The organism is Burkholderia sp. 572 (genome assembly GCF_040545135.1).
Classification (GTDB): domain Bacteria; phylum Pseudomonadota; class Gammaproteobacteria; order Burkholderiales; family Burkholderiaceae; genus Burkholderia; species Burkholderia cepacia.
The window spans coordinates 211,045-232,828 of record NZ_JBEPLH010000013.1 but is presented as its reverse complement, the minus strand read 5'-3'; the positions used below and the strand labels follow the sequence as shown (position 1 = coordinate 232,828).

At 68.4% G+C, this 21,784-nt stretch carries 23 protein-coding genes; 6 read left to right on the top strand and 17 right to left on the bottom strand.

Annotation, left to right across the window (positions count from 1 at the left end; translation table 11 throughout):
- Nucleotides 1–174: 174 nt before the first annotated feature.
- Entirely contained in the window at nucleotides 175–897 is a 723-nt protein-coding gene (locus ABIC51_RS25135; protein ID WP_048024005.1) for an LrgB family protein, read from the bottom strand.
- 13 nt (nucleotides 898–910) lie between these two features.
- A complete protein-coding gene (locus tag ABIC51_RS25130; RefSeq protein WP_175900421.1) occupies nucleotides 911–1,387 on the bottom strand; it encodes a CidA/LrgA family protein in 477 nt (158 codons plus the stop codon).
- A 140-nt stretch (nucleotides 1,388–1,527) separates the two neighbouring features.
- Here ABIC51_RS25130 and ABIC51_RS25125 point away from each other — a divergent pair, with 140 nt between their 5' ends.
- Entirely contained in the window at nucleotides 1,528–2,454 is a 927-nt protein-coding gene (locus ABIC51_RS25125) for a LysR family transcriptional regulator (protein ID WP_027788749.1), read from the top strand.
- 23 nt (nucleotides 2,455–2,477) lie between these two features.
- On the opposite strand, the gene ABIC51_RS25120 is transcribed toward ABIC51_RS25125, so the two are convergent.
- The 4 genes from ABIC51_RS25120 to ABIC51_RS25105 form a co-directional block, all read right to left on the bottom strand.
- Nucleotides 2,478–2,864, bottom strand: coding sequence for a type II toxin-antitoxin system VapC family toxin (locus ABIC51_RS25120; RefSeq protein ID WP_027788748.1), 387 nt, complete (start codon nucleotides 2,862–2,864; stop codon nucleotides 2,478–2,480).
- Nucleotides 2,861–3,109, bottom strand: coding sequence for a type II toxin-antitoxin system Phd/YefM family antitoxin (locus ABIC51_RS25115; protein ID WP_027788747.1), 249 nt, complete (start codon nucleotides 3,107–3,109; stop codon nucleotides 2,861–2,863). The genes ABIC51_RS25120 and ABIC51_RS25115 overlap by 4 nt, the downstream gene beginning before the upstream one ends.
- A 98-nt stretch (nucleotides 3,110–3,207) precedes the next feature.
- A complete protein-coding gene (locus ABIC51_RS25110) occupies nucleotides 3,208–4,770 on the bottom strand; it encodes a DHA2 family efflux MFS transporter permease subunit (RefSeq protein WP_027788746.1) in 1,563 nt (520 codons plus the stop codon).
- A 178-nt stretch (nucleotides 4,771–4,948) separates the two neighbouring features.
- Nucleotides 4,949–5,440 (bottom strand): MarR family winged helix-turn-helix transcriptional regulator, encoded by a 492-nt coding sequence (locus ABIC51_RS25105; RefSeq protein ID WP_027788745.1) that lies wholly within the window; start codon nucleotides 5,438–5,440, stop codon nucleotides 4,949–4,951.
- A 174-nt stretch (nucleotides 5,441–5,614) separates the two neighbouring features.
- Between ABIC51_RS25105 and ABIC51_RS25100 the strand changes: the two genes are divergently transcribed.
- Nucleotides 5,615–5,899 carry a hypothetical protein gene (locus ABIC51_RS25100; RefSeq protein ID WP_048023998.1) on the top strand — a complete coding sequence of 95 codons (285 nt, stop codon included), beginning with the start codon at nucleotides 5,615–5,617 and terminating at the stop codon, nucleotides 5,897–5,899.
- Nucleotides 5,900–6,172: 273 nt separating this feature from the next.
- On the top strand, nucleotides 6,173–7,729 hold the full coding sequence (locus ABIC51_RS25095) for an efflux transporter outer membrane subunit (RefSeq protein ID WP_226129322.1): 1,557 nt from the start codon (nucleotides 6,173–6,175) through the stop codon (nucleotides 7,727–7,729).
- A gap of 22 nt (nucleotides 7,730–7,751) precedes the next feature.
- On the opposite strand, the gene ABIC51_RS25090 is transcribed toward ABIC51_RS25095, so the two are convergent.
- Genes ABIC51_RS25090 through gspG form a run of 8 tightly spaced genes read right to left on the bottom strand, consistent with a single transcriptional unit; the run spans nucleotide 7,752 to nucleotide 13,761 of the window.
- Nucleotides 7,752–8,540: a type II secretion system protein N gene (locus tag ABIC51_RS25090; RefSeq protein WP_027788743.1), complete on the bottom strand. Its 789-nt coding sequence runs from the start codon at nucleotides 8,538–8,540 to the stop codon at nucleotides 7,752–7,754.
- 31 nt (nucleotides 8,541–8,571) lie between these two features.
- Nucleotides 8,572–9,078, bottom strand: coding sequence for a type II secretion system protein M (locus ABIC51_RS25085; protein ID WP_175855366.1), 507 nt, complete (start codon nucleotides 9,076–9,078; stop codon nucleotides 8,572–8,574).
- A complete protein-coding gene (gspL, locus tag ABIC51_RS25080; RefSeq protein WP_175855364.1) occupies nucleotides 9,075–10,433 on the bottom strand; it encodes a type II secretion system protein GspL in 1,359 nt (452 codons plus the stop codon). The genes ABIC51_RS25085 and gspL overlap by 4 nt, the downstream gene beginning before the upstream one ends.
- Before the next feature lie 26 nt (nucleotides 10,434–10,459).
- Nucleotides 10,460–11,593 carry a type II secretion system minor pseudopilin GspK gene (gene gspK, locus ABIC51_RS25075; RefSeq protein ID WP_027788741.1) on the bottom strand — a complete coding sequence of 378 codons (1,134 nt, stop codon included), beginning with the start codon at nucleotides 11,591–11,593 and terminating at the stop codon, nucleotides 10,460–10,462.
- Between the two features lie 2 nt (nucleotides 11,594–11,595).
- Nucleotides 11,596–12,285 carry a PulJ/GspJ family protein gene (locus ABIC51_RS25070; RefSeq protein ID WP_080982182.1) on the bottom strand — a complete coding sequence of 230 codons (690 nt, stop codon included), beginning with the start codon at nucleotides 12,283–12,285 and terminating at the stop codon, nucleotides 11,596–11,598.
- Entirely contained in the window at nucleotides 12,263–12,697 is a 435-nt protein-coding gene (gspI, locus tag ABIC51_RS25065) for a type II secretion system minor pseudopilin GspI (protein ID WP_027788740.1), read from the bottom strand. The genes ABIC51_RS25070 and gspI overlap by 23 nt, the downstream gene beginning before the upstream one ends.
- Before the next feature lie 2 nt (nucleotides 12,698–12,699).
- Nucleotides 12,700–13,269, bottom strand: a complete 570-nt coding sequence (locus ABIC51_RS25060) for a GspH/FimT family pseudopilin (protein WP_060205333.1) — start codon at nucleotides 13,267–13,269, stop codon at nucleotides 12,700–12,702.
- A 39-nt stretch (nucleotides 13,270–13,308) separates the two neighbouring features.
- Nucleotides 13,309–13,761 carry a type II secretion system major pseudopilin GspG gene (gspG, locus tag ABIC51_RS25055; protein WP_027788738.1) on the bottom strand — a complete coding sequence of 151 codons (453 nt, stop codon included), beginning with the start codon at nucleotides 13,759–13,761 and terminating at the stop codon, nucleotides 13,309–13,311.
- A 175-nt stretch (nucleotides 13,762–13,936) separates the two neighbouring features.
- Here gspG and ABIC51_RS25050 point away from each other — a divergent pair, with 175 nt between their 5' ends.
- Complete coding sequence (locus tag ABIC51_RS25050; protein WP_027788737.1) at nucleotides 13,937–14,347, top strand: type II secretion system protein N; 411 nt, start codon at nucleotides 13,937–13,939, stop codon at nucleotides 14,345–14,347.
- A gap of 30 nt (nucleotides 14,348–14,377) precedes the next feature.
- Here the strand turns inward: ABIC51_RS25050 and gspF are convergent, their stop codons facing one another.
- From gspF to gspD, 3 genes are read right to left on the bottom strand one after another with little or no spacing between them, the layout of a single operon-like run.
- Nucleotides 14,378–15,595: a type II secretion system inner membrane protein GspF gene (gene gspF, locus ABIC51_RS25045; RefSeq protein WP_021160406.1), complete on the bottom strand. Its 1,218-nt coding sequence runs from the start codon at nucleotides 15,593–15,595 to the stop codon at nucleotides 14,378–14,380.
- Nucleotides 15,596–15,599: 4 nt separating this feature from the next.
- The gene (gspE, locus tag ABIC51_RS25040; RefSeq protein WP_027788736.1) at nucleotides 15,600–17,099 is read right to left on the bottom strand and encodes a type II secretion system ATPase GspE; all 1,500 of its coding nucleotides are present in this window, start codon (nucleotides 17,097–17,099) and stop codon (nucleotides 15,600–15,602) included.
- Nucleotides 17,096–19,441, bottom strand: a complete 2,346-nt coding sequence (gene gspD, locus ABIC51_RS25035) for a type II secretion system secretin GspD (protein WP_027788735.1) — start codon at nucleotides 19,439–19,441, stop codon at nucleotides 17,096–17,098. The genes gspE and gspD overlap by 4 nt, the downstream gene beginning before the upstream one ends.
- A 367-nt stretch (nucleotides 19,442–19,808) precedes the next feature.
- On the opposite strand from gspD, the gene ABIC51_RS25030 reads away from it, so the two are divergent.
- On the top strand, nucleotides 19,809–20,258 hold the full coding sequence (locus tag ABIC51_RS25030; RefSeq protein ID WP_226161174.1) for a lytic transglycosylase domain-containing protein: 450 nt from the start codon (nucleotides 19,809–19,811) through the stop codon (nucleotides 20,256–20,258).
- A 159-nt stretch (nucleotides 20,259–20,417) separates the two neighbouring features.
- Nucleotides 20,418–21,728 carry a GTP-binding protein gene (locus ABIC51_RS25025; protein WP_226161175.1) on the top strand — a complete coding sequence of 437 codons (1,311 nt, stop codon included), beginning with the start codon at nucleotides 20,418–20,420 and terminating at the stop codon, nucleotides 21,726–21,728.
- The last annotated feature ends 56 nt before the right edge of the window (nucleotides 21,729–21,784 follow it).

Genomic DNA, 21,784 nt, shown 5'->3' with positions numbered 1-21,784 from the left:
GGGCGGAAAAGAGGGGGGATTTGCGGCTATCTCAGCCGATTGTCGGCCGGCGCGGTTCGATGCAGGGCAGGAACGGCGGGGGAAACCCGCCGGAGGCGGCGGGCCGGCGCTCCGTCAGGCGGGAAAGGCGAGGAGCGGTGGGGCGGGCGAGCCGTGGCGCCCGCCCGGACAACGTCAGATCGGCAACAGCGACAGCAGCGGCGCGATCAGCACCATCGCGACGCCCGCGATCATCATCGTGAGGCTCGACACGACGCCTTCCTCGCTGCCGATCTCGCGCGCCTTCGCGGTGCCCACGCCGTGGGCGGCCGCGCCGAACAGCGCACCGCGCGCGAGCCGCGTGCGCATCGGCACCAGCGCGAGCACGATCTCGCCGAGCAGCATCCCGCAGATGCCGGTCGCGATCACGAAGAGGGCGGTGAGGTCCTTCGGCGCATGGATCTTGTCGGAGACGGCGAGCGCGAACGGGGTCGAGACCGAGCGCGTCATCAGCGAGCGCTGCAGCTCGGGCGACAGGTGCAGCAGCTTCGCGAGCAGCAGCGAGCCGCACACGCCCGCGCCGATCCCGACCGCGACGCCGACCGACAGCGACAGCCAGTGGCGGCGGATCAGGTCGCGATAGTCGTAGATCGGCACCGCGAACGCGATCGTCGCCGGGCCGAGCAGCCACATCAGCCAGCGCGTGTCGCGGAAGTAGACCGAATACGGGATGCCGGTCAGCAGCACGAGCAGCACCAGCACGCCAGGCACGAACACGAGCGGCGAGAACAGCAGCGTCTTCCTGTACGCGTAGAGCCGCTTCGACGCGAAATACAGCGCGACCGTCAGCACGAAGCAGCCGACGGAGATCGCGGTATTCACCTGGTCGGCGGACAGGCTCGACAGCAGCGGCAACATGGCAGGCTCCGGCTCAGTGGACGGACACGGTGGCGAGGCGCGCGCGGCGGCGTTCGGCGAACACGCGCTGCGCGGCGAGCCGGCGCTCGAGCTTCGCGGCGAGGTCGACCGCGACGGCCACCGCGACCATCACGAAAGCGGTGCCGGCGAGCATCACCAGCGCGATGCGCCAGCCGTCCTCGCGGAACAACCCGCCGTACTGCACGGCCGCGACGGCGGCCGGCACGAAGAACAGCAGCATGTCGGACAGCAGCCAGTTCGCGCCGTCCTTGACCCACGCGGGCGCGACGCGGCCCGAGAACAGCAGCACGAGGAGCACCGCGAGGCCGATCACGCCGGACGGAATCGGCAGCCCGATCCTGCGCACGGCCCAGTCGACCGCCATCCACAGCACGCCGAGCGCGGCGGCCTGCAGCACGATCCGGCCCGTGTGCGCGATGCTGCCCGAAGCGGCGGGGCGGGCGGCGGCGGTAGCGGTCGTCTTGGTCATGGCAGGCTCCATACAGATATTGCGTCGATGGGAGGAGTATAGGGTTTCCCCTAACCATAAATAAAATGACTTGTCTCTATCCTTATCATTCCAATTCGGAATTCTGATTGAGTTTGTTGCACCAATCTGGGGAGTGATCGATGGAATTGCGCGCACTGCGGTACTTCGTCGAGGTGGTTCGCCAGCAGAGCTTCACGGCGGCCGCCGACAGGCTGTTCGTGACCCAGCCGACCATCAGCAAGATGGTGAAGGCGCTGGAGGACGAGATCGGTTCGCCGCTGCTGCTGCGGGACGGTCGACAGATGGTGCTGACCGACGCGGGGCGGATCGTGTTCCAGCGCGGCCAGGACGTGCTCGCCGCGCAGGCGCAGCTGCAGTCGGAGCTGAACGATCTCGGCACGCTCGGGCGCGGCGAGCTGACGATCGGCATCCCGCCGCTCGGCGGCTCGCTGTTCACACCGATCATCGCCGCGTACAAGCAGCGCTACCCGAACATCGAGCTGAAGCTGTTCGAGCAGGGCGCGCGGATGATCGAGGCCGCGCTGACGTCGGGTGAACTGGAACTCGGCGGGCTGCTGGAGCCGGTGGATCCCGGCACCTTCGAACGGCTGCCGATGGTGCGTGCGCCGTTGTGGCTCGTCGCACCGCGCGAGTCGCGCTGGGAGGATCACGCGGCCGTGCCGCTCGCGGATCTCGCGCGCGAGTCGTTCGTGTTCTACGCGGAAAGCCTCGCGCTGCACGACGCGGTGCTGGACGCGTGCCGGCAGGCCGGCTTCACGCCGTCGATCGTGAGCCGCAGCGGCCACTGGGATTTCATGGCCGCGCTCGTGCATGCGGGGGTCGGCATCGCGCTGCTGCCCGAGCCGTACTGCCGGCGGCTCGACGCGGGCCAGTTCACGTGCCGGCCGATCGTCGAGCCGGAAATCACGTGGGCGATCGCGCTCGGCTGGCTGAAGAAGGGGTATCTGTCGCACGCGGCGCGCGCGTGGCTCGACGTCGCGCGGGCGACGCTGCCCATCGCGCCCGGCGACGATCTGGCGTTCGGCGGGTTGCGGGCGAGGGCGTGACGGCCGGGCGATGCCCGGCGCACTCAGACGTGCCTGATCGGGCCCGGATAGCGGGCGACAGTATGGTCGTGCGTAAGCAGCGTAATGCCTTCCGAGATCGCCTGCGCGACCAGGAGACGGTCAAACGGATCTCGATGGATCGACGGCAGTTGTTCGACTGCAAGTGCGTGTGCGCTCGTGATCGGCAATTCCACGTAGCCGACATCGAGGAGATTGCGACGGAGCACGTTTGGGTCCACCTGGAAATCGTCGCGATCCAGGCCACGCTTGATGACGATCTCCCAGAGGCTCGCGACGCTGAAAAGCGGTGTACAGGCGGGATCCTCGATGAGCGCACCGGCGCGGGCGGGCAGTTCGGCCGCACCGGCTGCCGCCCAAAGAAGCAGGTGTGTATCGAGCAGCAACTTCATGCGTCACCCTCGAACAGCTTGCCGATTTCGTCGCTCCCCATCGTGTCGAAATCGTCCGGAACACGGATCTGCCCCTTCATGAAGCCGATCCGGCTCGGCCGGACGGGATCCGGCGTATCGATCGGGACCACCTTGACGAGCGGCTTGCCCGCTTTCGCGATCACGAACGGTTCGCCGGCATGAACGGCTTCGTCGATCAAACGCGACAGGTTCGTCTTCGCGTCATGCATGTTGTAGGTGTGCATCGCATTCCCCAATTGAACTAAGTTCAAATATTTCTTTAGCTTAGTTCAATCAAGCAAATCAAGCAAGGCCAGCCCCTCCGCCGACAGCCCCACCGATTTCAATGCCCCATCGCCGGCCCCGCCCCCTTCCTCGGCTTCGTGATCCACACGAGCGCCGCGAGCGCGCCGAACATGAAGGCCGACAGCAGGAAGAAGTCGTTGGTCGCCATCATGAAGCCCTGCTGCGTGACGAGCTGGTTGAGCTGCGCGTTGGCCGTCTGGCCGACGATGCCGAGCTGCGACAGCGCGCCCTGGTAGTCGGTCGTGCTCTGCGCATACACGCTCACCGATTCCGACAGCCGCGCGTGGTGGTAGATCGCGTCGTTCTCCCAGAACGTCGAGCTGGCCGCGGTGCCGATCGCGCCCGACAGCGTGCGCAGGAAGTTCGACAGCCCCGACGCGCTCGCGAGCCGCTCGTCGGAGATGCTCGACAGCGTGATCGTCGTCATCGGCACGAAGAAGCACGCCACGCCGATCCCCTGCACGAGACGCGGCAGGATCACATGGTTGAACGGCACGTCGAGCGTAAACGTCGAGTTCCAGATCGACACGCCGGCGAACACGATGAACGCGAAGCTCGCGACCATCCGCAGGTCGAGCCGGTGCATGTTGCGGCCGATCAGCGGCGACAGCACGAGCGCGAGCAGCCCGACCGGCGCGGTCGCGAGGCCGGCCTTGCCCGCCGTGTAGCCCATCACCGTCTGCAGCCACAGCGGGAAGATCACGACCGAGCCGAAGAACGCCATGAAGCCGAACGAGATGATCAGCGCGCCGAGCGCGAAGTTGCGGTCCTTGAAGAGCGACAGGTCGACCACCGGCTCCTTCTCGGTCGCCTCCCACACGAGCATGAACGCGAGCGACACGACCGCGATCAGCGCGAGTGCGACGATGAACGTCGAGTTGAACCAGTCGCGGTCCTTGCCGAGGTCGAGCATCATCTGCAGGCACGACACGCCGATCACGAGCAGCGCGAGGCCGATCGCGTCGATCCGCTGCTTCGTCGTCTTCGTCTCGCGGCCGCGCAGCAGGAAATACGCGCAGGTCGCCGAGAAGATGCCGATCGGCAGGTTGATGTAGAAGATCCACGGCCACGTGTAGTTGTCGCTGATCCAGCCGCCCAGCAGCGGGCCGAAGATCGGCGCGACGATCACCGTCATCGCCCATAACCCGAGTGCGAGCCCGCGCTTCGCGGGCGGATAGCTGCGCATCAGGATCGTCTGCGACAGCGGCACCATCGGCCCCGACACGAGGCCCTGCAGCAGCCGGAACGCGATCAGCGTCTCGAAGTTGGTCGCCAGGCCGCACAGCGCCGACGCGATCGTGAACGCGAGCACCGACAGCGTGAACAGCCGCACCTCGCCGACGCGCCGCGCGAGCCAGCCGGTAAGCGGCACCGCGATCGCGGACGCGACCGAGTACGACGAGATCACCCAGGTGCCTTCGCTCGTCGCGACGCCGAGGCTGCCCGAGATGGTCGGCACCGCGACGTTCGCGATCGACGTGTCGAGCACTTCCATGAAGGTGCCGAGCGCCAGCCCGACGGTGAGTAGCGCGAGTGCGCCGCCGGACAGCGGCGCGGGTTCGGCGGCGGGGGAGGCGGCGGATGCCGTGGTGGCGGACATCGAAATCTCCTAGACGCGGCGCGCGCGACGCGCCGGCACAACGCACGGGTGTGCGCCGCAGCGCAGCCCGGCCGGGTGGAACGGATAAAGGGAAAAGGGGAGCACGTGCCCTGTCATCTTCTGCCCAGACAGATAAATAAGCGAACGCTTAACCTAGACATGGGGGCCTCCGCGCACATCAGCAGTCCGCTTCGTCGTCGGGTTTCGGGCAGCCGGCCGTGCCGGGCCCGTTGGCGATGAAGCGTTGCAGCAGGCCGGTGAGCGTCGCAAGCTCGTCGGCCGAGAAACCGTCGAGCTGCGCGTTGAGCGCGGTCGCGATCAGCGACGGCAGCGCACGGGCGGCTTCGGCGCCGCGTTCGGTCAGCGTCAGCTCGATCATCCGGCGGTCCTGCTCGCTGCGCGAACGGGCAATCAGCCCCTTGCGTTCGAGCCGGTCGAGCATTCGGGTCATCGAGCCGCTGTCGTACGACATCTTGCGGGACAGCTCGAACGGTGTACGCGCATAACCGCGCGCCAGCAGCAGGATCACGCCGATCTGCTGCGCGGTGAGGTCGAGCGGCTCGAGCGCGCGATCCATCCGCTCGACGAGCGCCTGCTTCGCCTTCGACAGGTAATAGCCGAGGCTCGTTTCCAGCGTGATGTTCTCGGGATCGTAGAGGCCGCCGGTCATGCGATTGCGCGCGCAGCAATAGTGCGTTTCGGATTTGGACGCGCCCAGTATCTTGAAAATTGATTGCTTAGTCAATATTATTCGAGACTACCAGTTACGACGTGCATGTTGCACTGCCGGAGACTATGTTCTGACCGATTCGCCCGCGCTGCCGGGCACCCGAGGATGTTCGCGATGCTGTTCCTGAAAAATGCCGCCGGCGCGCTGCGCCGCAACCTGACCGATACCGCTCACCATGTGTTTTCCGGGCCGCACCGCGGCTGGAAGATCGCGCTGTACGTGACGATGCTGGTGGTGCCGGGCGGCTCGCTCGCGGCGCTCGGGGTGGCATGGTTCGATCATCGCCGGCAGCGCAACGCGAAAGACGGTGCGCGCCGCACGGGCCAGCCGGCCGCGACGGAGCCGTCGACATGGCGGCCCGCCGCCGAACCGCTCCCGCTGCCCGCGCGCTGCCACTGACGGCGCGCGCCTTCCGCCTGCCTTCCTGACTGTTTCGTCCGAACCCCGGCCGCGCTCCGCACGGCCGGCATCGCCCGCCCGTCTTCCGGCCAGCGAGCCGTAATGGCCGGTAAACCGGCCGCTCGCGCCGGTAACACATTCCTGTCGCCGCGCACCGTACCCTTTGGGCTGCGCAGCTATCCCGCCGTCAGTTACCATTTGTCCGCCAGCGGCACGACGACCGCATCGCGCGACGCCGCTCGCCGGACGTCGCGCCCAGACAGGAATATCACCATGCCGTACGCCTCCCTCCCGCGCGCCCTTCGCCCGCTGAGCGCCGCCGTCGCCGTCGCGACGGCCGTGCTGCTCGCCGGCTGCGCCGTCGGGCCCGACTATCACCGGCCCGACACGTCGATCCCCGCCGCATACAAGGAAGCGCCGGCCGGCTGGAAGGTCGCGCAACCCGCCGACCGCACCGATCGCGGCCCGTGGTGGACGGTCTACAACGATCCGCAGCTCGATGCGCTGATCGGCAAGCTCAACGCATCGAACCAGACCATCGCGCAATCGGCGGCCGCTTACCGGCAGGCGCGCGCGCTCGTCACCGAGGCGCGTGCCGCGTATTTCCCGACCGTCGGGCTGACCGCGTCGGGCTCGCGCGCCCGCACGCCGCGCACGTCGATATCGTCGGGTTCGTCGTCGGGTTTCGGCAGCGGTTCGTCCGGTTCGATCAACAACAGCTACAGCGTCGGCCTCGACGCGAGCTGGGAACCCGACCTGTGGGGCAAGGTGAGCCGTACCGTCAGCGCGCAGCGCGCCGGCGAAGCGGCCGCCGCGGCCGATCTCGCGAACGCGCGGCTGTCGCAGCAGGCGCTGCTCGCGCAAACCTATTACCAGCTGCGCACGTCCGATGCGCTGCAGAAGCTGCTCGACGACACCGTGAAGTCGTACCAGCGGTCGCTGACGCTCACGCAGAACCAGTACGCGCAGGGCGTCGCCGCGCGCGCGGACGTGATCCAGGCGCAGACGCAACTGCAGAGCGCGCAGGCGGCGTCGATCGACAATGGCGTCGCACGCGCGCAGTACGAGCATGCGATCGCGACGCTGATCGGCGAACCGGCGTCGACCTTCTCGCTGCCGCCGAATCCGCTCGCGGCCGAGCCGCCGATCACGCCGGTCGACGTGCCGTCCGCGATCCTCGAGCGCCGGCCCGACATCGCGGCGGCCGAGCGCCGTGCGGCGGCCGCGAACGAGCAGATCGGCGTCGCGATCTCGGCGTTCTTCCCGACCCTCACGCTGTCGGCCACCGGCGGCGTCCAGAGCTCGGTGTGGTCGCAGCTGTTCGCGCTGCCGGCCCGCTTCTGGACGGTCGGCCCGCAGCTCGCGGCCACGCTGTTCGACGCAGGGCTGCGCGCCGCGCAGACCGACGCCGCGCGTGCGACCTACGACCAGGACGTCGCCGCATACCGCCTCGCGGTGCTCACCGCATTCCAGGACGTCGAGGACAACCTCGCGTCGCAACGCATCCTCGCGCAGGAAATCGACGTGCAGCGGCAGGCCGTCGACAGCGCCGAGCACGCGCTCGCGATCGTCACGAACCAGTACAAGGCCGGCACGGTCGCCTACCTGAACGTGCTGACCGCGCAGACCACCGCGTTCACCGCGCAGCAGAAGCTCGCGACGATCGCCGGGCAGCGGATGGTGTCGTCGGTCGGGCTCGTGAAGGCGCTCGGCGGCGGGTGGAACGTCGCGGAGATGGCGCGCGAGAACGGCGACATGGCCGCGCCCGCACCCGTGCCGGCGTCCGGTGCGGCCGCGCCGGCGGCCACCGCGCCGCTCGCGCAGAAGTAGGAAGGAAAGGGCGACGCGCGCGTCAGCGCTGCGCGTCGCCGAAGATCAGCGAAACCTCGTTGTTCCCGATCGGGTGGCCGAGCAGGTTCAGGAGCCCGGCGAGGTTCGCCTGCTGCTCGGGCGCCGAATGCGCGGTGCCGCGGAACGATCCCTGGCCGGGCCCGAAGTTGCCGTGGCCGTCGAGAAACAGCGGGCCCTGCGTCGTCGACAGGTCGAGATCGGCGCCGGCCCCCTTCGCCTGCAGCACCGCGCGGTACGAACCGAGCGGCTTCACGCGCGAGATGCGCGAACTCATCGAGTCGATCGTCACCGTCAGCTGGCCGAACGCGTTGTTGCCGATCAGGCGCCAGTCGCTCCAGCCGAGCCGCACGTCGCCTTGCAGGTCGAGCGTGTTGAACGGCGTGCCGAGCCCCGCGAGCAGCGACGCCGGCACGGCCATCGTGCCCGCCGACAACACCGCGCCGCGCCACGTCGCATCGAGCGTAACCGCATCCGGCATCGCCTCGGTCTGCCGCATGCGCATCTGCACGCGCCCGGTCAGGAGCGGCCAGAAGCCCGTGGTCCACTCGACCCGGCCCGGCAGCAGCGTCGCCGCGCTCTGGTCGGCCCCCGGCGCGAGCATCAGCGTGCCCGAACCGTGCCACAGCGACCCGTCCGGATCGACGAGATTCACGTGCCCGCCGGTCGCGCGCGCGAACTGCGGCGCGATCCACGCGGCCGGCGCGAGCGCGACGAGCGTCACCGCCGTCGCCAGTCCGCCCGCCAGTACCCACGGCAATGCGGTGGCGAGCCGCTTCATCCCCGGCCTCATCGGCCGACCGCCACTTGCGTCATCCACTGCGTCATTTCTGCGTAGACGGTTGCATCACGGCCGTCAGGTCGACCTGGCCGTCGTCCTTCAGTGCAGTGGCATGCGCCTCGCCGACCTGCACCTTGAACTGCCGGCGCGCATCGTCGAGCCACTGCGTCCACGCCGGGAACGACACGTTCTTCATCTGGATCTGCACGCCGTTGCCGACGATCTGCACCTGCGCACCCTGCATCCCGTGATCGGACAGCGACGCGGTCAGCGCATCCTTCAGCGCGAGGCCGGTCGGCGCCACGCCTTGCGCGGCGGCCGCCAGCGACTTCGCCTCGTTCGCCTGCGCGGTCATCTGCGCGAGCTCGCGGCGCATCGTCGGCAGCTCGCGCTGGACCCGCGCGCGGCCTTCCTGCGCGGGCGACCACAGCACCGAATACGCGATCGCGACCGCCAGCACGGCGCCGCCCCAGCCGAGCAGCATTTTTTCGCGCGGCGAGCGCTCGCCCCAGAACTGGGCCAGCGTCTGGTTCAGTTGTTCCGTCTTCATGAGCGGCTCCGGATCGTCCATTTGCCCGTGTTGCTGTCGACTTCGCCGGACAGTCCGTTCCGCGCGAGGCGCTGCGTGAAATCGGGATCGACCTTGATCTCCGGCTTGAAGCCGACGTCGAGCCGCCGGTCGTGATAGTCGAGCGACGCGATGCCGTTCAGCGGCAGCGCACCCATCGATCGCGACAGCCCGCTCGACAGCGCGAGGAAATCGTTCGGCGACAGCTCGCCGGCCGCCACGCGCAACTGGTCGAGCTGGCGCTGCATCTGCGCGGGCGGATCGAGCACCGTCGTCGTCTTCGGGAATGCGGACAGCAGCGTTTCGGTGATCTGTGCCGACAGCGCATCGCGCTCGCGCGACAGCTTCCACCAGTGCAGGTTCATCCCGATCACCGCCACGCCGAGCGTCGCCGCGGCGAGTGCGAGCGGCACGCGCAGGCGCTTCACCGTCGCGCGGTCGAAGCGCCACGGCTGCGATTCGAATTCGAACTGGCACAGGTCGAACTTCTCGGTCAGCGCGCGCCGCGCGAACGCGTCGAACGACAGCGGCGCGGCACCCGGCAGCAGCGGGCCGTCGGCGCGGCCGACCGACGCGAGCCGCGGCTCCGCGCCCGGCTCGCCGAGTTCGTACAGTTCGACGTCGCCGCCGCCCGCGAGCGCGGCCAGCGTGCCGGCCGCGCGCGACGCGGGCGCCGCGAAGCCTTCGCCGAGCGCACCGCGCGCGACCGCGAGTTCGAGGCGCGGCGCACCGGCCGCGGCCGGCAGCGCGCCGGCCTCGACGAGCACCGGTTCGACCGGCGCCGCGAGGCCGAGCACCGCGGCCACCGTCGCCGGGCGGGCCGGCGGCGTGTCGACGGCGTCCGCGGCAACCGCCACGACATCGACCTCGCCGTCGGCCGGCGCGGCCGGTGCGTGCGGCGCCGGCAGGCAGCGTGTCGCGGGCACCGCGCTCAGGTGCCGGTGGCCGGCCGCCGTGAACGCTTCGCAGATCGTGCGGAACCACGCGCGATCGACGACGGCCAGCACGCGGCGCCCGTCGGGCAGCGCATCCGGATCGAGCGCGATGTGACAGCCGAGCGGATCCTGGATCAGCTGATCCTCGACGATGTTGGGCAGCGCCTGGCGCAGCTTCGGACCCTTGAGCGGCGGCACGGTCGCGGCCAGCAGCAGCACGTCGCGCGCGGCGACGATCAGCACCGTCGCATTCGCGCGCGGCAGCAGCGCCAGCGCGGCGCGGCCCGCGCGCTGCACGTGGCCGGCCTTGTCGACGAGCGTGAACGGCAGCTCGGGCCACTGCCATTCCTGCAACGGCACGGCAGGCTCGCGCGGCGGCAAAGAAACAATCAACGTGCTCACAAGAGCTCCTCTCCCGAATGGCGTCGTTATAGCTGGTCGCGAATGCGCACGACCCGTGTCGAATGCGTGGTCGGATCACGATACACGAGCGAGGTGCGATCGACCTCCGCGCGTTCGTGCTGGATCCGGCCATGCACGATGAAATAGCTCGAATTGACGTCGACGAGACTCGAGTCGAGCGTCACGTTCGGCGGCGCACCGGCGCCGCGCAGCGCGAGCTGCACATCGGCGACGTTGCGGAAAAACACGGTCTCGCGGCGCGACACGAGCGCCTGCGCGGACGACACGCTCATCCCCGGGATCAGCGCCGCGATCACCTCGGCCGGCGCGGTGTTCATGTTCACGGGCGTCGTGGTCGGCAGCACGGTGACGAACGGGCGCAGCCGCGCGACCATCTCGGGCGTCACGCCGTCGACGTCGAGCAGGCTGTCGACCCCCGTCATCATCAGCGGCGCGGGCCCGCGGTCGCCGCCCGTCATGCCGGGATCGTCGGTGAAGCCGCCGCCGCCCTGCTGATCGGTCGCCACCGGCGCGGTGACCGGCGGCGCCGTGCCGCCTCCCGGCAGCGTGGGCATCTGGAAACGCGTCGCCGAATTCAGCAGGCCCGCGCGCACCTGCAGCGCGACGCGTTTCGCGAACGCGCCGTCGTAGCCGAGCGTCGTCAGCAGGCGCTGGAACGCCTGGACCTGCGTGACGTTCAACTGCAGCACGCCGGGCGCCGGCGACGCCACGAGGTTGCGCAGGTTGAACTTCGCCTGGGCGTCCTCGATCGAGCCGGAGATATAGGTGTCTTCGCCGCCGGCGTCGTTGGGCGCGCCGATCCGCCCGAGGAAGTCCGACAGTTTCGTCTTCGCGATCGGCACGCCCCAGATGCCGCCGAGGTACGTGATGCCGGGCGCCGTATCGCCTTCGGAGCGCAGGATCATCCGCGTCCAGTCGAGCGCGCCGCGCGCGACCCACTGCGCCTGCGCGATCTCGCGCTGGTTCTCGATGCGGCGGATCTGCACCTGCTGGCGCCACAGCATCCCCGAGACGAGGATCGCCGACAGCGCGACGACGAGCAGCGCGGTGATGATCGCCGCGCCGCGCTGGCGGCCGCGTGCCCGTGCGTGACCGGCAGCACGGGCGGCAGGCAATGAACGGGGAGGGCGCGCGCGCATCGTCATTCCCCGACGAGGAAGATGCGCGTGACCGGCACGCGCAGCGACGTCGCACCGATGCTGACCTGCAGCCCCGTCACCGCGCGCGTCGGCGGCGCGTTGCCGAGCTGCGGCACCTTGAGCGCATCGTTGTTCTGCGCGAGCGCGTCGTCGGCCGTCTGCAGGTTGGTGGTCCAGCCCACGCGCGGCACGTACAGCTTCGCGTCGATCGCGCCGACGCCGCCCATCAGCGCGACCCAGCTCCAGCCTTCGACGCTGCTGTCCTTCAGCATGCCGCGCAGCCGGTTCGCGTCGTCGATCGGCGGCGACGCGTAGCGCACGACCCGCCCGCCGGCGATCCGGTAGCGGACCACCTGCAGCCGCGGCGCGACGCCCGGCACCTCGAGTTCGCGGACGATCTGCAGCGTGTTGCCGGCGACGCCGATCGCCGGCTGGCCGGCTTCGTCGTCGGTCGCGGCGAGCCGCGCGTCGATGCGCATCTGGTCGAACATCTGCGCGAACACGCGTTCGTCTTCCATCGCGGCCGCGACCTTGTCGCGACCGCGCATGATCTGGTCGAGCCCGCGCCACGCGAGGATCGCGACCACCGCGAGGATCGCGATCGCGATCATCAGCTCGATCAGCGTGAAGCCGCGGGCGGGGCGGGCGAACGGGCGTCGCATCGGCGCGTCAGAGCGGACGGCTGGTTTCATTCGCGACCACCGTCACCATCTGCGCGAGCACGCCGGCCTGCCCGGGCGTGCTCACCGAAATCCGGACGCGCCGGAACACCGGGTTGGGCGTGGTGCTCACGCGCTGCGTGCAGACGAGCTGCACGTTGCCTTGCGAGCAGTCGAAACTCTGCTCGCCGATCTCCGGCCACGCATGCGTGAGCCGCATCTGCGCGAGCGCGTTGTCGGCGCTCCAGCCGGCGAGCAGCCGGCGATGAAGATCGGAGGCGTTGGTCGCCATCGTCCCGACCGCGCGGATCGACGCGGCGAGCGCGACCGCGATGATCGCAAGCGCGACCAGCACCTCGATCATCGTGAAACCGCGCCGCGCATGCAGTCCCGTTGGGGCATGGCGGTGCGATGAAGCAACGGGGAAGGGCAGGCGACGACGCATCGTCATTGCACCTCGTAGCGGCCGTTGCCGGTGCCGACGATCGTCGCGCTGCCGGCGGCCGAATGCAGCGTCACGCGCACCGGCGTGTCGATGCTCTCGGTGCCGAACACGACGCGGCTCGCGCGCGTGTCGGACCCCGGATAGTCGATGTCGGCGCCCGTGACGCCGCCATCCCAGTCACGCGGGCGCAGCAGGTCGTCGCGCAGCGTGCGCCAGCCGTCGGGCGAGCTCACGTCGAAACGGAAGCCGTGTGCGGTCGGCTGCCACGCGATCGGCCGGGCACGCACCTGCGCCTCGTCGCCGGCGGTCTCGAACAGCAGCGCGATGCGCTGCGCTTCCTCGCGCAGGTCGGTACGCGGATTGCGCGTGAGCGACAGCGACGCGAGCGACACGAGCAGGCCCGCGATCACGAGCACGACCAGCATTTCGAGCAGCGTGAAGCCGCGCGTGCGACGCCGCCGCGCACCGTGCTTCGTCGGCCCGCCGTCGGCATGCGCCGGCACGGACGAAGCCGCGCCGCAACGCACACGGCGGTCGCGACCGCAGCGGGAGGTCGTGCGAATGGCGAGCATGAAGAACGGGAACGAAGCGTCGGGCCGGTCAGTGAGCGCTTATTGCCACGAACCGATGTCGGTATCGTTGCCGTCGCCGCCTTCCTTGCCGTCGGCGCCGTAGCTGAACACGTCGATCTCGCCGTGCACGCCCGGGTTCAGGTACTTGTACCCGTTGCCCCACGGATCGTTCGGCAGGCGCTCGAGATAACCGCCGTCCTTCCAGTTGTTCGGGATCGGATCGGTGGACGGCTTCTGGATCAGTGCGTTCAGGCCCTGATCCTGGGTCGGGTAGCGGCCGTTGTCGAGACGGTACAGCTTGAGCGCCTGCATGATCGTGCCGATGTCCTGTTTCGCGGCGATGCGGCGCGCCTCGTCCGGGCGGCTCATGATCTTCGGCACGATCAGCGCCGCCAGGATCCCGAGGATCGCGACCACCACCATGATCTCGATCAGCGTGAAACCGCGCTGACGACGCACGGCCGCGTTGCGGCGAGTGATCCACGTTTGCATGACTGACTACCTCTTTCCAAAAAATGTCGTTGGTTGCGTGACGCGCCCGGTGCACCGGACGATTGCCTGACGGCAACCTTCCGGACCCGCGGGCGCGGAGCACGCATTGTAAGGCGCGCATTGCCGAGGGCTTTCACCCAACGCAAATTTCACATAGATCCGTACAATAGCGCGCATGAACGCGCTCTCGATCCGGATCCTCTCCCTAGCCCTCTTCGCGGGTTTGTGCGCGACGGCCACTTACTGGGTCGTCACGCTGTCAGCCCGTGAAGCGCCGCTGCCCGCCGCCGCCGCGCGGCTGCCGATCCGTACCGAGGACGCCGCGGCGCTCTTCGGCGGTCAGCTCGACAAGAATCCCGTGCAGGACATCCACCTGTTCGGCATCCTCTCGCTCGATCGCGGTGCCGCCGCGATCGTCGGCGTCGGCGGCGAACCGCCGCGCGCCGTGTCGCTCGGTGCGGAGGTCACGCCCGGCGCGAAGCTCGCCGAAGTCCGCCCCCGCTCGATCGTCGTCGACCGCAACGGCGCCCGCGCCGAAATCCAGCTGCCGGCGAACACGCCGTCCCCCGCGATCTACATGCGCTGAACGGCAGCGGCCCGATCGACTGTCGGGCCGTTACTGCACCATGTTGTTCAGCTCGATGATCGGCAGCATCACGGCCAGCACGATCACGAGCACGATGCCGCCCATCGCCAGGATCAGGAGCGGCTCGAGCAGGCTCGTCAGGAACATCGTGCGGCGCTCGAGCTCGCGCGCTTCGCCTTCGGCCGCGCGATCCAGCATCGTCGTCACGTCGCCCGTCGCTTCGCCGGAACGGATCAGGTGCACGAGCACCGGCGGAAACGTCTTCACGTTGTTCAGCGCGCGCGACAGCGCGGAGCCTTCGCGCACGCGCACGATCGCGTCGTCGATGTTCGCGCGCATCGCCCGGTTCGACAGCGTCTCGCCGGCCGCCTGCAACGCGCGCAGGATCGGCACGCCCGCCGCGGTGAGGATGCCGAGCGTGCTCGCGAACCGCACCGTGTTGTAGCCGCGCACGAGCTTGCCTGCCAGCGGCGCGGTCAGCACCCAGCGGTCGAAGCGCAGCCGCGGGCCGTCACGCGACAGCGTCGCCTTCACGAACCACACGACGAGCACGACTGCGATCAGGATCGCCCACCACCAGTGCCGCACGAAATCCGACAGCGCCATCATCACGATCGTCAGCACGGGCAGCTGCTGCTTCGTGCTCGCGAACACGTTGACGACCTGGGGCACGACATAGCTCAGCAGGAACGTGACGATGCCGAATGCGATCAGCGTGACGATCCCCGGATACGTGAACGCCAGCAGGATCTTCTGCTTCAGCGCGTTGCTTTGCTCGATGTAGTCGGCGAGGCGCGACAGCACGATGCCGAGCTTGCCGGTGTGCTCGCCGGCCGCGACGAGCGCGCGATAGATTTCGGGGAAGTCGCGCGGATGCTGGCCCAGCGCATTCGCGAGCGAATGGCCGCCGAGCACTTCCGCGCGGATCGCGGCCATCAGTTCGCGGATGTAGTCGCGCTCGGCCTGCTCGGTCAGCACGCCGAGCGCCTCGTCGAGCGGCAGCCCCGCGATCAGCAGGCTCGCGAGCTGGCGCGTCAGGATCGCCTGTTCGCGCTGCGACAGCTTGCGGCCGAACGCGAGCCGCTGCGACCGCGCCCCGCGCGTCGCGCTGGCGGCCGGCTCGACGACGAGCGGCGTCAGCCCCTGCGTACGCAGCTGGCCGCGCGCGGCACGCGCGCTGTCGGCGTCGATGACGCCCTTCTGCGCGCGTCCCGCCGAATCGATTGCTTCGAAACGGAATGCCGGCATCGCGCTATGCGCCTCCCGTCACGCGCAACACTTCCTCGAGCGACGTCGCACCGGACGCGAGCCAGCGCTCGGCGTCGTCGCGCAGCGTGCGCATCCCTTCCGCACGACCGGCGGCGAGAATCTCCGCGTCGGCCGCGTTGCGGTGGATCAGCGAGCGGATCGACTCGTCGACCAGCAGCAGTTCGTACACCCCGCGCCGGCCCGCATAGCCCGAATGCCCGCACTTGTCGCAGCCGACCGGATGCCACACGGTGCGGCCTTCTTCCTGGCGTTCTTCCTTGCAGACGGGGCAGAGCTGGCGCACGAGCCGCTGCGCGAGCACGCCGAGCAGCGACGACGCGAGCAGGTAGGGTTCGACGCCCATGTCGGTCAGACGCGTGACGGCCGATGCCGCATCGTTCGTGTGCAGCGTCGCGAGCACGAGGTGGCCCGTCAGCGACGCCTGCACCGCGATCTGCGCGGTTTCGAGGTCGCGGATCTCGCCGATCATGATCACGTCCGGATCCTGGCGCAGGATCGAGCGCAGCGCACGGGCAAAGGTCATCCCGATCCGCTCGTTCACCTGCGTCTGGCCGATGCCGCCGAGGTCGTATTCGATCGGGTCCTCGACGGTCATGATGTTGGTCGTCGCGGTTTCGAGCCGCGACATCGACGCATACAGCGTGGTCGTCTTGCCCGAACCGGTCGGGCCCGTGACGAGCACGATGCCGTGCGGGCGGGCGATCAGCTTGTCGAACTGGACGAGCGTGTCGCGGCCCATCCCGAGCGCCTCGAGGTTCAGCCGCTGCGCATCCTTTTCCAGCAGACGCAGCACCGCACGCTCGCCGTGGCCCGTCGGCAGCGTCGACACGCGCACGTCCACCGGCCGGCCGCCGACGCGCAGCGTGATGCGGCCGTCCTGCGGCAGGCGCTTCTCCGCGATGTCGAGCTGCGCCATGATCTTGATCCGCGAGATCAGCGCACCGTGCAGCGCTTTCTTCGGCCGCACGACGTCACGCAGCGTGCCGTCGACGCGAAAGCGCACGACGGAAGCGTTCTCGAACGGCTCGATGTGGATGTCCGATGCCTGTTCGCGCGCCGCTTGCGTGAGCAGCGCGTTGATCATCCGGATGATCGGCGCGTCGTCTTCCGATTCGAGCAGATCCTCGACTTCGGGGATGTCCTGCATCAGCCGCGACAGGTCGACTTCGCCTTCGACCTCGCCGACCACCTGCGCGGCGCTGCCGTCCTGGCGCGCGTACGCGTGGTTGATCGCCTGCGCGAGCTCGTCGGCCGGCACGCGATGCACGGAGATCGAGCCGAAGTTGCGCGCGATCTCCGCGAGCGCGGCATCGCTCGTGCGTTCGCTGATCCACACCTCGAGCGTATCGTCGAGCTGGTGCGCGATCAGCACCTGGCCGCTCTTCGCGAAGCCGTACGGCAGCAGCCGCGCGGCGAGCGGCGACGGCGGCTGGCGTTCGCCCGGCGCGCCGTCGTGGGCGGAAGAGGCGAGCACGTCGCTCACTGCGAGGCTCCCGGCGTGGCGGTCAGCGGCTGTTGCGGCACCGCCTGCTGCGGCACGCTCTGCGGCTGCGCGGGCGTCGCCTCCGGCAACGGCTGGGCCGGGACCGGCACCACCTGGCGCTGTACCTGCTGGCGACGCATCTTGTCGAGATCGAACAGGTTGCCCGCGGCCGTGCCACCCTGGCTCGGGCCGATCGGCATCGGCGGGACGACCGGATCGTCCTTGTCGCGCATCACGTTGTTGTCGGACTTGTACGCGCCCGTCACGCCCTGGATGTAGTCGTAACGATTGGCCGTGACTTCCTGCGCGGTATTGCGATCGGAAATGATCACCGGGCGCAGGAATACCATCAGGTTGGTTTTCTGGCGCAGCTTCGTTTCGGAACGGAACAGCTGGCCGATCCACGGAATGTCGCCGAGCAGCGGCACCTTGCTGTTCGACACCTGGTAGTTGTCCTGCATCAAGCCGCCGAGCACGATGATCTCGCCGTTGTCCGCGAGGATCGTCGACTGGATCGAGCGCTTCGTGAAGGTCGGGCCGGTCTGCGCGCTGGTCGTGCCGGCAACCACCGCCGAATCCTCGGTATAGAGCTGCAGCTTGAGGATCCCGCCGTCGGTGATCTGCGGCTTCACGTGCAGCGTCAGGCCGACGTCGCGACGGTCGTAGGTGTTGAACGCATTGTTCGTGTTGCCGCTCGTCAGGTTCGAATACGAACCGGTCGCGATCGGCACGTTCTGGCCGACGACGATCTTCGCTTCCTCGTTGTCGAGCGTGATCAGGTTCGGCGTCGACAGCACGTTCGCGTCGCTCACGCCCGAGAAATACTGCAGCAGTGCGCCGAGCCCCTGCACGCCGAACATGTTGTGCAGCCAGCCGATGTTGAGCCCCTGGCTCAGCGCCCCGAGATTGTTGGCCAGCCCGCCGCCGGTGATGCCGCCGGCGGCGTTGGCCACGCCGCCCGCCGTCAGGTTGATGATGCTGTTGCCCAGACCGCCAGTGGGGTTCAGGTTCGTGCCGCCGAGAAACTGGCCGCTCGCGACCTGCCACTGGATACCGAGGTTGCCGGACGTATTCGAGTTCAGCTCGACGATCAGCGCTTCGATATAGACCTGCGCGCGCCGCGCGTCGAGCTGGTCGATCACCGAGCGCAGGTTCCGGTACACCGGATCCGACGCGGTGATGATCAGCGAGTTGGTCGCCGCGTCGGCCTGGATCATGCCGCCCGGCTGGTTGTCGTCGCCTTTGTCCTTGTCGCCGCCGAGCAGGCCGGCGCTGCCGAGACCGCCGCCGCTGCCCGACGAACCGCCGTACCCCGACGAGGACGACGAACCGCCGAGGCCGCCCGACGGCAGCGGCGGGGTGCCCGACGTGCCGGTCGAGAAGTTGCCGCTCGACGACGAGCCGCCGTTCTGGTTGAAGCTGTTCGCATCGTTGGACGATGCCGACGAGCCGCTGTCGCTGCCGCTCCCCTTGCCGAGCATGCCGCGCAGCGTCTTCGCCAGCTTCACCGCATCGGCATTGCGCAGCGGCACGACATGCATGTTGCCGGGCACCCCGCTCGGCGCGTCGAGCTGCTGCACGAGCCGCTTCGCGGCCGCGAGGCGCGACGCGCTCGATGCGCGCAGCAGCAGCGAGTTGGTCCGCGGGTCGGCCGTGACCGACACCTTCAGCGTTGCGTCGCTGTTGCCGATCGCGCCCGGGTCGAGCATTTTCTGCAGCTGCGCGGCGAGGTCGATCGCGTTCGCGTTGCGCAGCGGAACGACCTGCACCTGCGCGCCCGCGGCGCTGTCGACGCCGGCGATGATCTGCGCGATGCGCCGCACGTTGTCCGCGTAGTCGGTAACGACGATCGTGTTGTTCGCCGGGTAGGCCGTCACCGTGTTGTTCGGCGAGATCAGCGGCCGCAGCACGGGCAGCAGGTTGTTCGCCGATTCGTTGTGCAGCTCGAACACCTGCGTGATCACCTGATCGCCGCGCGCCTGCGGCGCGTTGCCGACGTAGGTCGGCACGCCCTGCAGCTTCGCGTCGGCCTCGGGCACGACCTTCAGCACGCCGTGATCCTGCACGAGCGCGAAGCCCTGCATCCGCAGCGCGGACTGCAGTGTCTTCAGCGCCTGGTCTTCCGGCACCGGCCGTTCGGCCACGAGGTTGAGCTGCCCCTTCACGCGGGGGTCGACGATGATGGTCTTGCCGGTTGCGGCGCCGATCGCCTTGGCGACCTGGTCGATATCCGCATTCACGAAGTTGAGCGTGACCTGAGCGTAGGCGGCCTGCGAAACGATGAGGCCGGCGACGATCAGGGTCGTGGCGACACGCCGCATAACGAAGCGATTTCTTGTCATGGATGAATGGGTCGATGCCGGCTCAGGCCACTTCCGGCGGTAGTGCTGGGATCCAAGTCCTAAAGAGGCGACATTAGCAGTTTTTCATGTCCGAAATATCACATTGACCCGAGGACTGTCTCACATACGACATGTATTCTGCGAGCCGTATGCAATATGTAATGTTCGGCGCTATGCTCTGCATCCCGGCCATCGCCCCCGTTTCACGATGAACCGACACGGAAATGCGGTATAACCGGGCTGCCGTATTCCTGTATGTCGCAAGCTGACGGACTGTCGGTATGATACGGGCGGCGCGTTTCTCATCGCACGAATAACAGGCACGGGTTTTCCCGACCTTCGCGCAATTTATTATCGATTCCGCACCATGAACAGACGGTTCGCCTCGATTGCGTTGATCGCCGCCGGCGCGTGTTTCGCCAGCGCGAACGCTCGCGCGGACTGTTTCGACGAGGCGGCAAAATATCAGCAGGTCAATCCGCTGATCCTGCGCGCGATCGCGTGGCAGGAGTCGCGCAACCGGCCCGGCGCGCTGAACGAGAACACGAACGGCTCGGTCGACTACGGCCTGATGCAGATCAATTCGATCCACCTGCCGACGCTGTCGCGCTACGGGATCGGCCGCGACACGCTGATGGAGCCGTGCAAGAACGTCTACATCGCCGCGTGGCATCTCAAGCAGAAGATGAACCGCTACGGCAACACGTGGCAGGCCGTCGGCGCCTATCATTCGGAAACACCGTCGCTGCGCGACAAGTACGCGCGGCAGATTGCCGCCATCCTGACGCAGTGGAAGCTGTTGCCGCCCGTGCAATGACGCTGCGGCCCGGCGCGGCCTGACGCCGTACCGGCCGGCCGGCGCGCGTTTGATGCACAATGCGGATCTCACGCCGCAATTTCGCCCGTCCGCGGGACGATCGCGCCCCGGAAGGGCGCCGCGGCCGCTTGTTCAATTTTTCCGTTGGTGCGTATCGCTATGAATCCGGCTATGAACCAGCCGTTGCCCGTCACCGTGCTGTCCGGTTTCCTCGGCGCCGGCAAGACCACGCTGCTCAACCATGTCCTCGCGAACCGCGCGGGCCTGAAAGTCGCCGTGATCGTCAACGATCTCGCTGCGGTCAACATCGACGCATCGCTCGTGCGTGACGCGCAGGCGCTGTCGCACGTCGAGGAACGCCTCGTCGAGATGTCGAACGGCTGCATCTGCTGCACGCTGCGCGATGACCTGCTCGTCGAGATCCGCAACCTCGCGTCCGAAGGCCGCTTCGACGCGATCATGATCGAATCGACCGGTATCGCGGAGCCGATGCCGATCGCCGAAACCTTCACGTTCGTCGACGACGACGGCACGTCGCTGTCCGCGATCGCGCGGCTCGACACGCTCGTCACCGTGGTCGACGCGTACAACTTCCTCCGCGACTACGGCTCGGACGACGCGCTCGCAACCCGCGGCATCGCCGCCTCGGAGGAGGACGATCGCACGCTCGTCGAGCTGCTGATCGAGCAGATCGAATTCTGCGACGTGCTGGTGATCAACAAGGCCGACCTCGTCGGCGCCGACGAACTCGCACGCCTGCAGCACATCCTCGCGCGCCTCAACCCGCGCGCGCACCAGGTCGTGTCGACGTTCGGCAACGTGCCGCTCGACGAAGTGCTGAACACGGGCCGTTTCGATTTCGACGAGGCCGCGAACGCGCCGGGCTGGCTCGCATCGCTCGATCACGATCACACGCATTGCGACGACCCGGACTGCCATGACGAACATCATGCGCACGTGCACGGCGAAGCCGACGAATTCGGCATCGGCAATTTTGTTTACCGTGCGCGCCGGCCGTTTCATCCGGCACGGCTCTGGGCGCTGCTGCACCAGGAGTGGCCGGGCGTGCTGCGCAGCAAGGGCTTCTTCTGGCTCGCGACGCGCAACGACATCGCGGGCTCGCTGTCGCAGGCGGGCGGCGTATGCCGCCATGGCCCGGCGGGTCTGTGGTGGGCGGCGCAGGATCGCGCGGAATGGCCGGACGACGACGAACTGCTCGCGGAAATCCGCGCCGAATGGCACGGCGATCTCGACGATCGCGCAGTGGGCGATCGCCGGCAGGAACTCGTGCTGATCGGCATCGCGCTCGACGCGGATGCGTGGCGCGAGAAACTCGATGCGTGCCTGCTGACCGATGCGGAATTCGCGCTCGGCGCGGCGGGATGGCACGCGTTCGACGATCCGTTCCCGGTGTGGGATATCGATTCGCACGACGACGATCACGGCGACACGCAGATCGTGCACGTGTAACGCGTTGTAAAAACAACCGTTAAATCTTGCAAGAGTGGCGCGGACTGTGGCGAAAA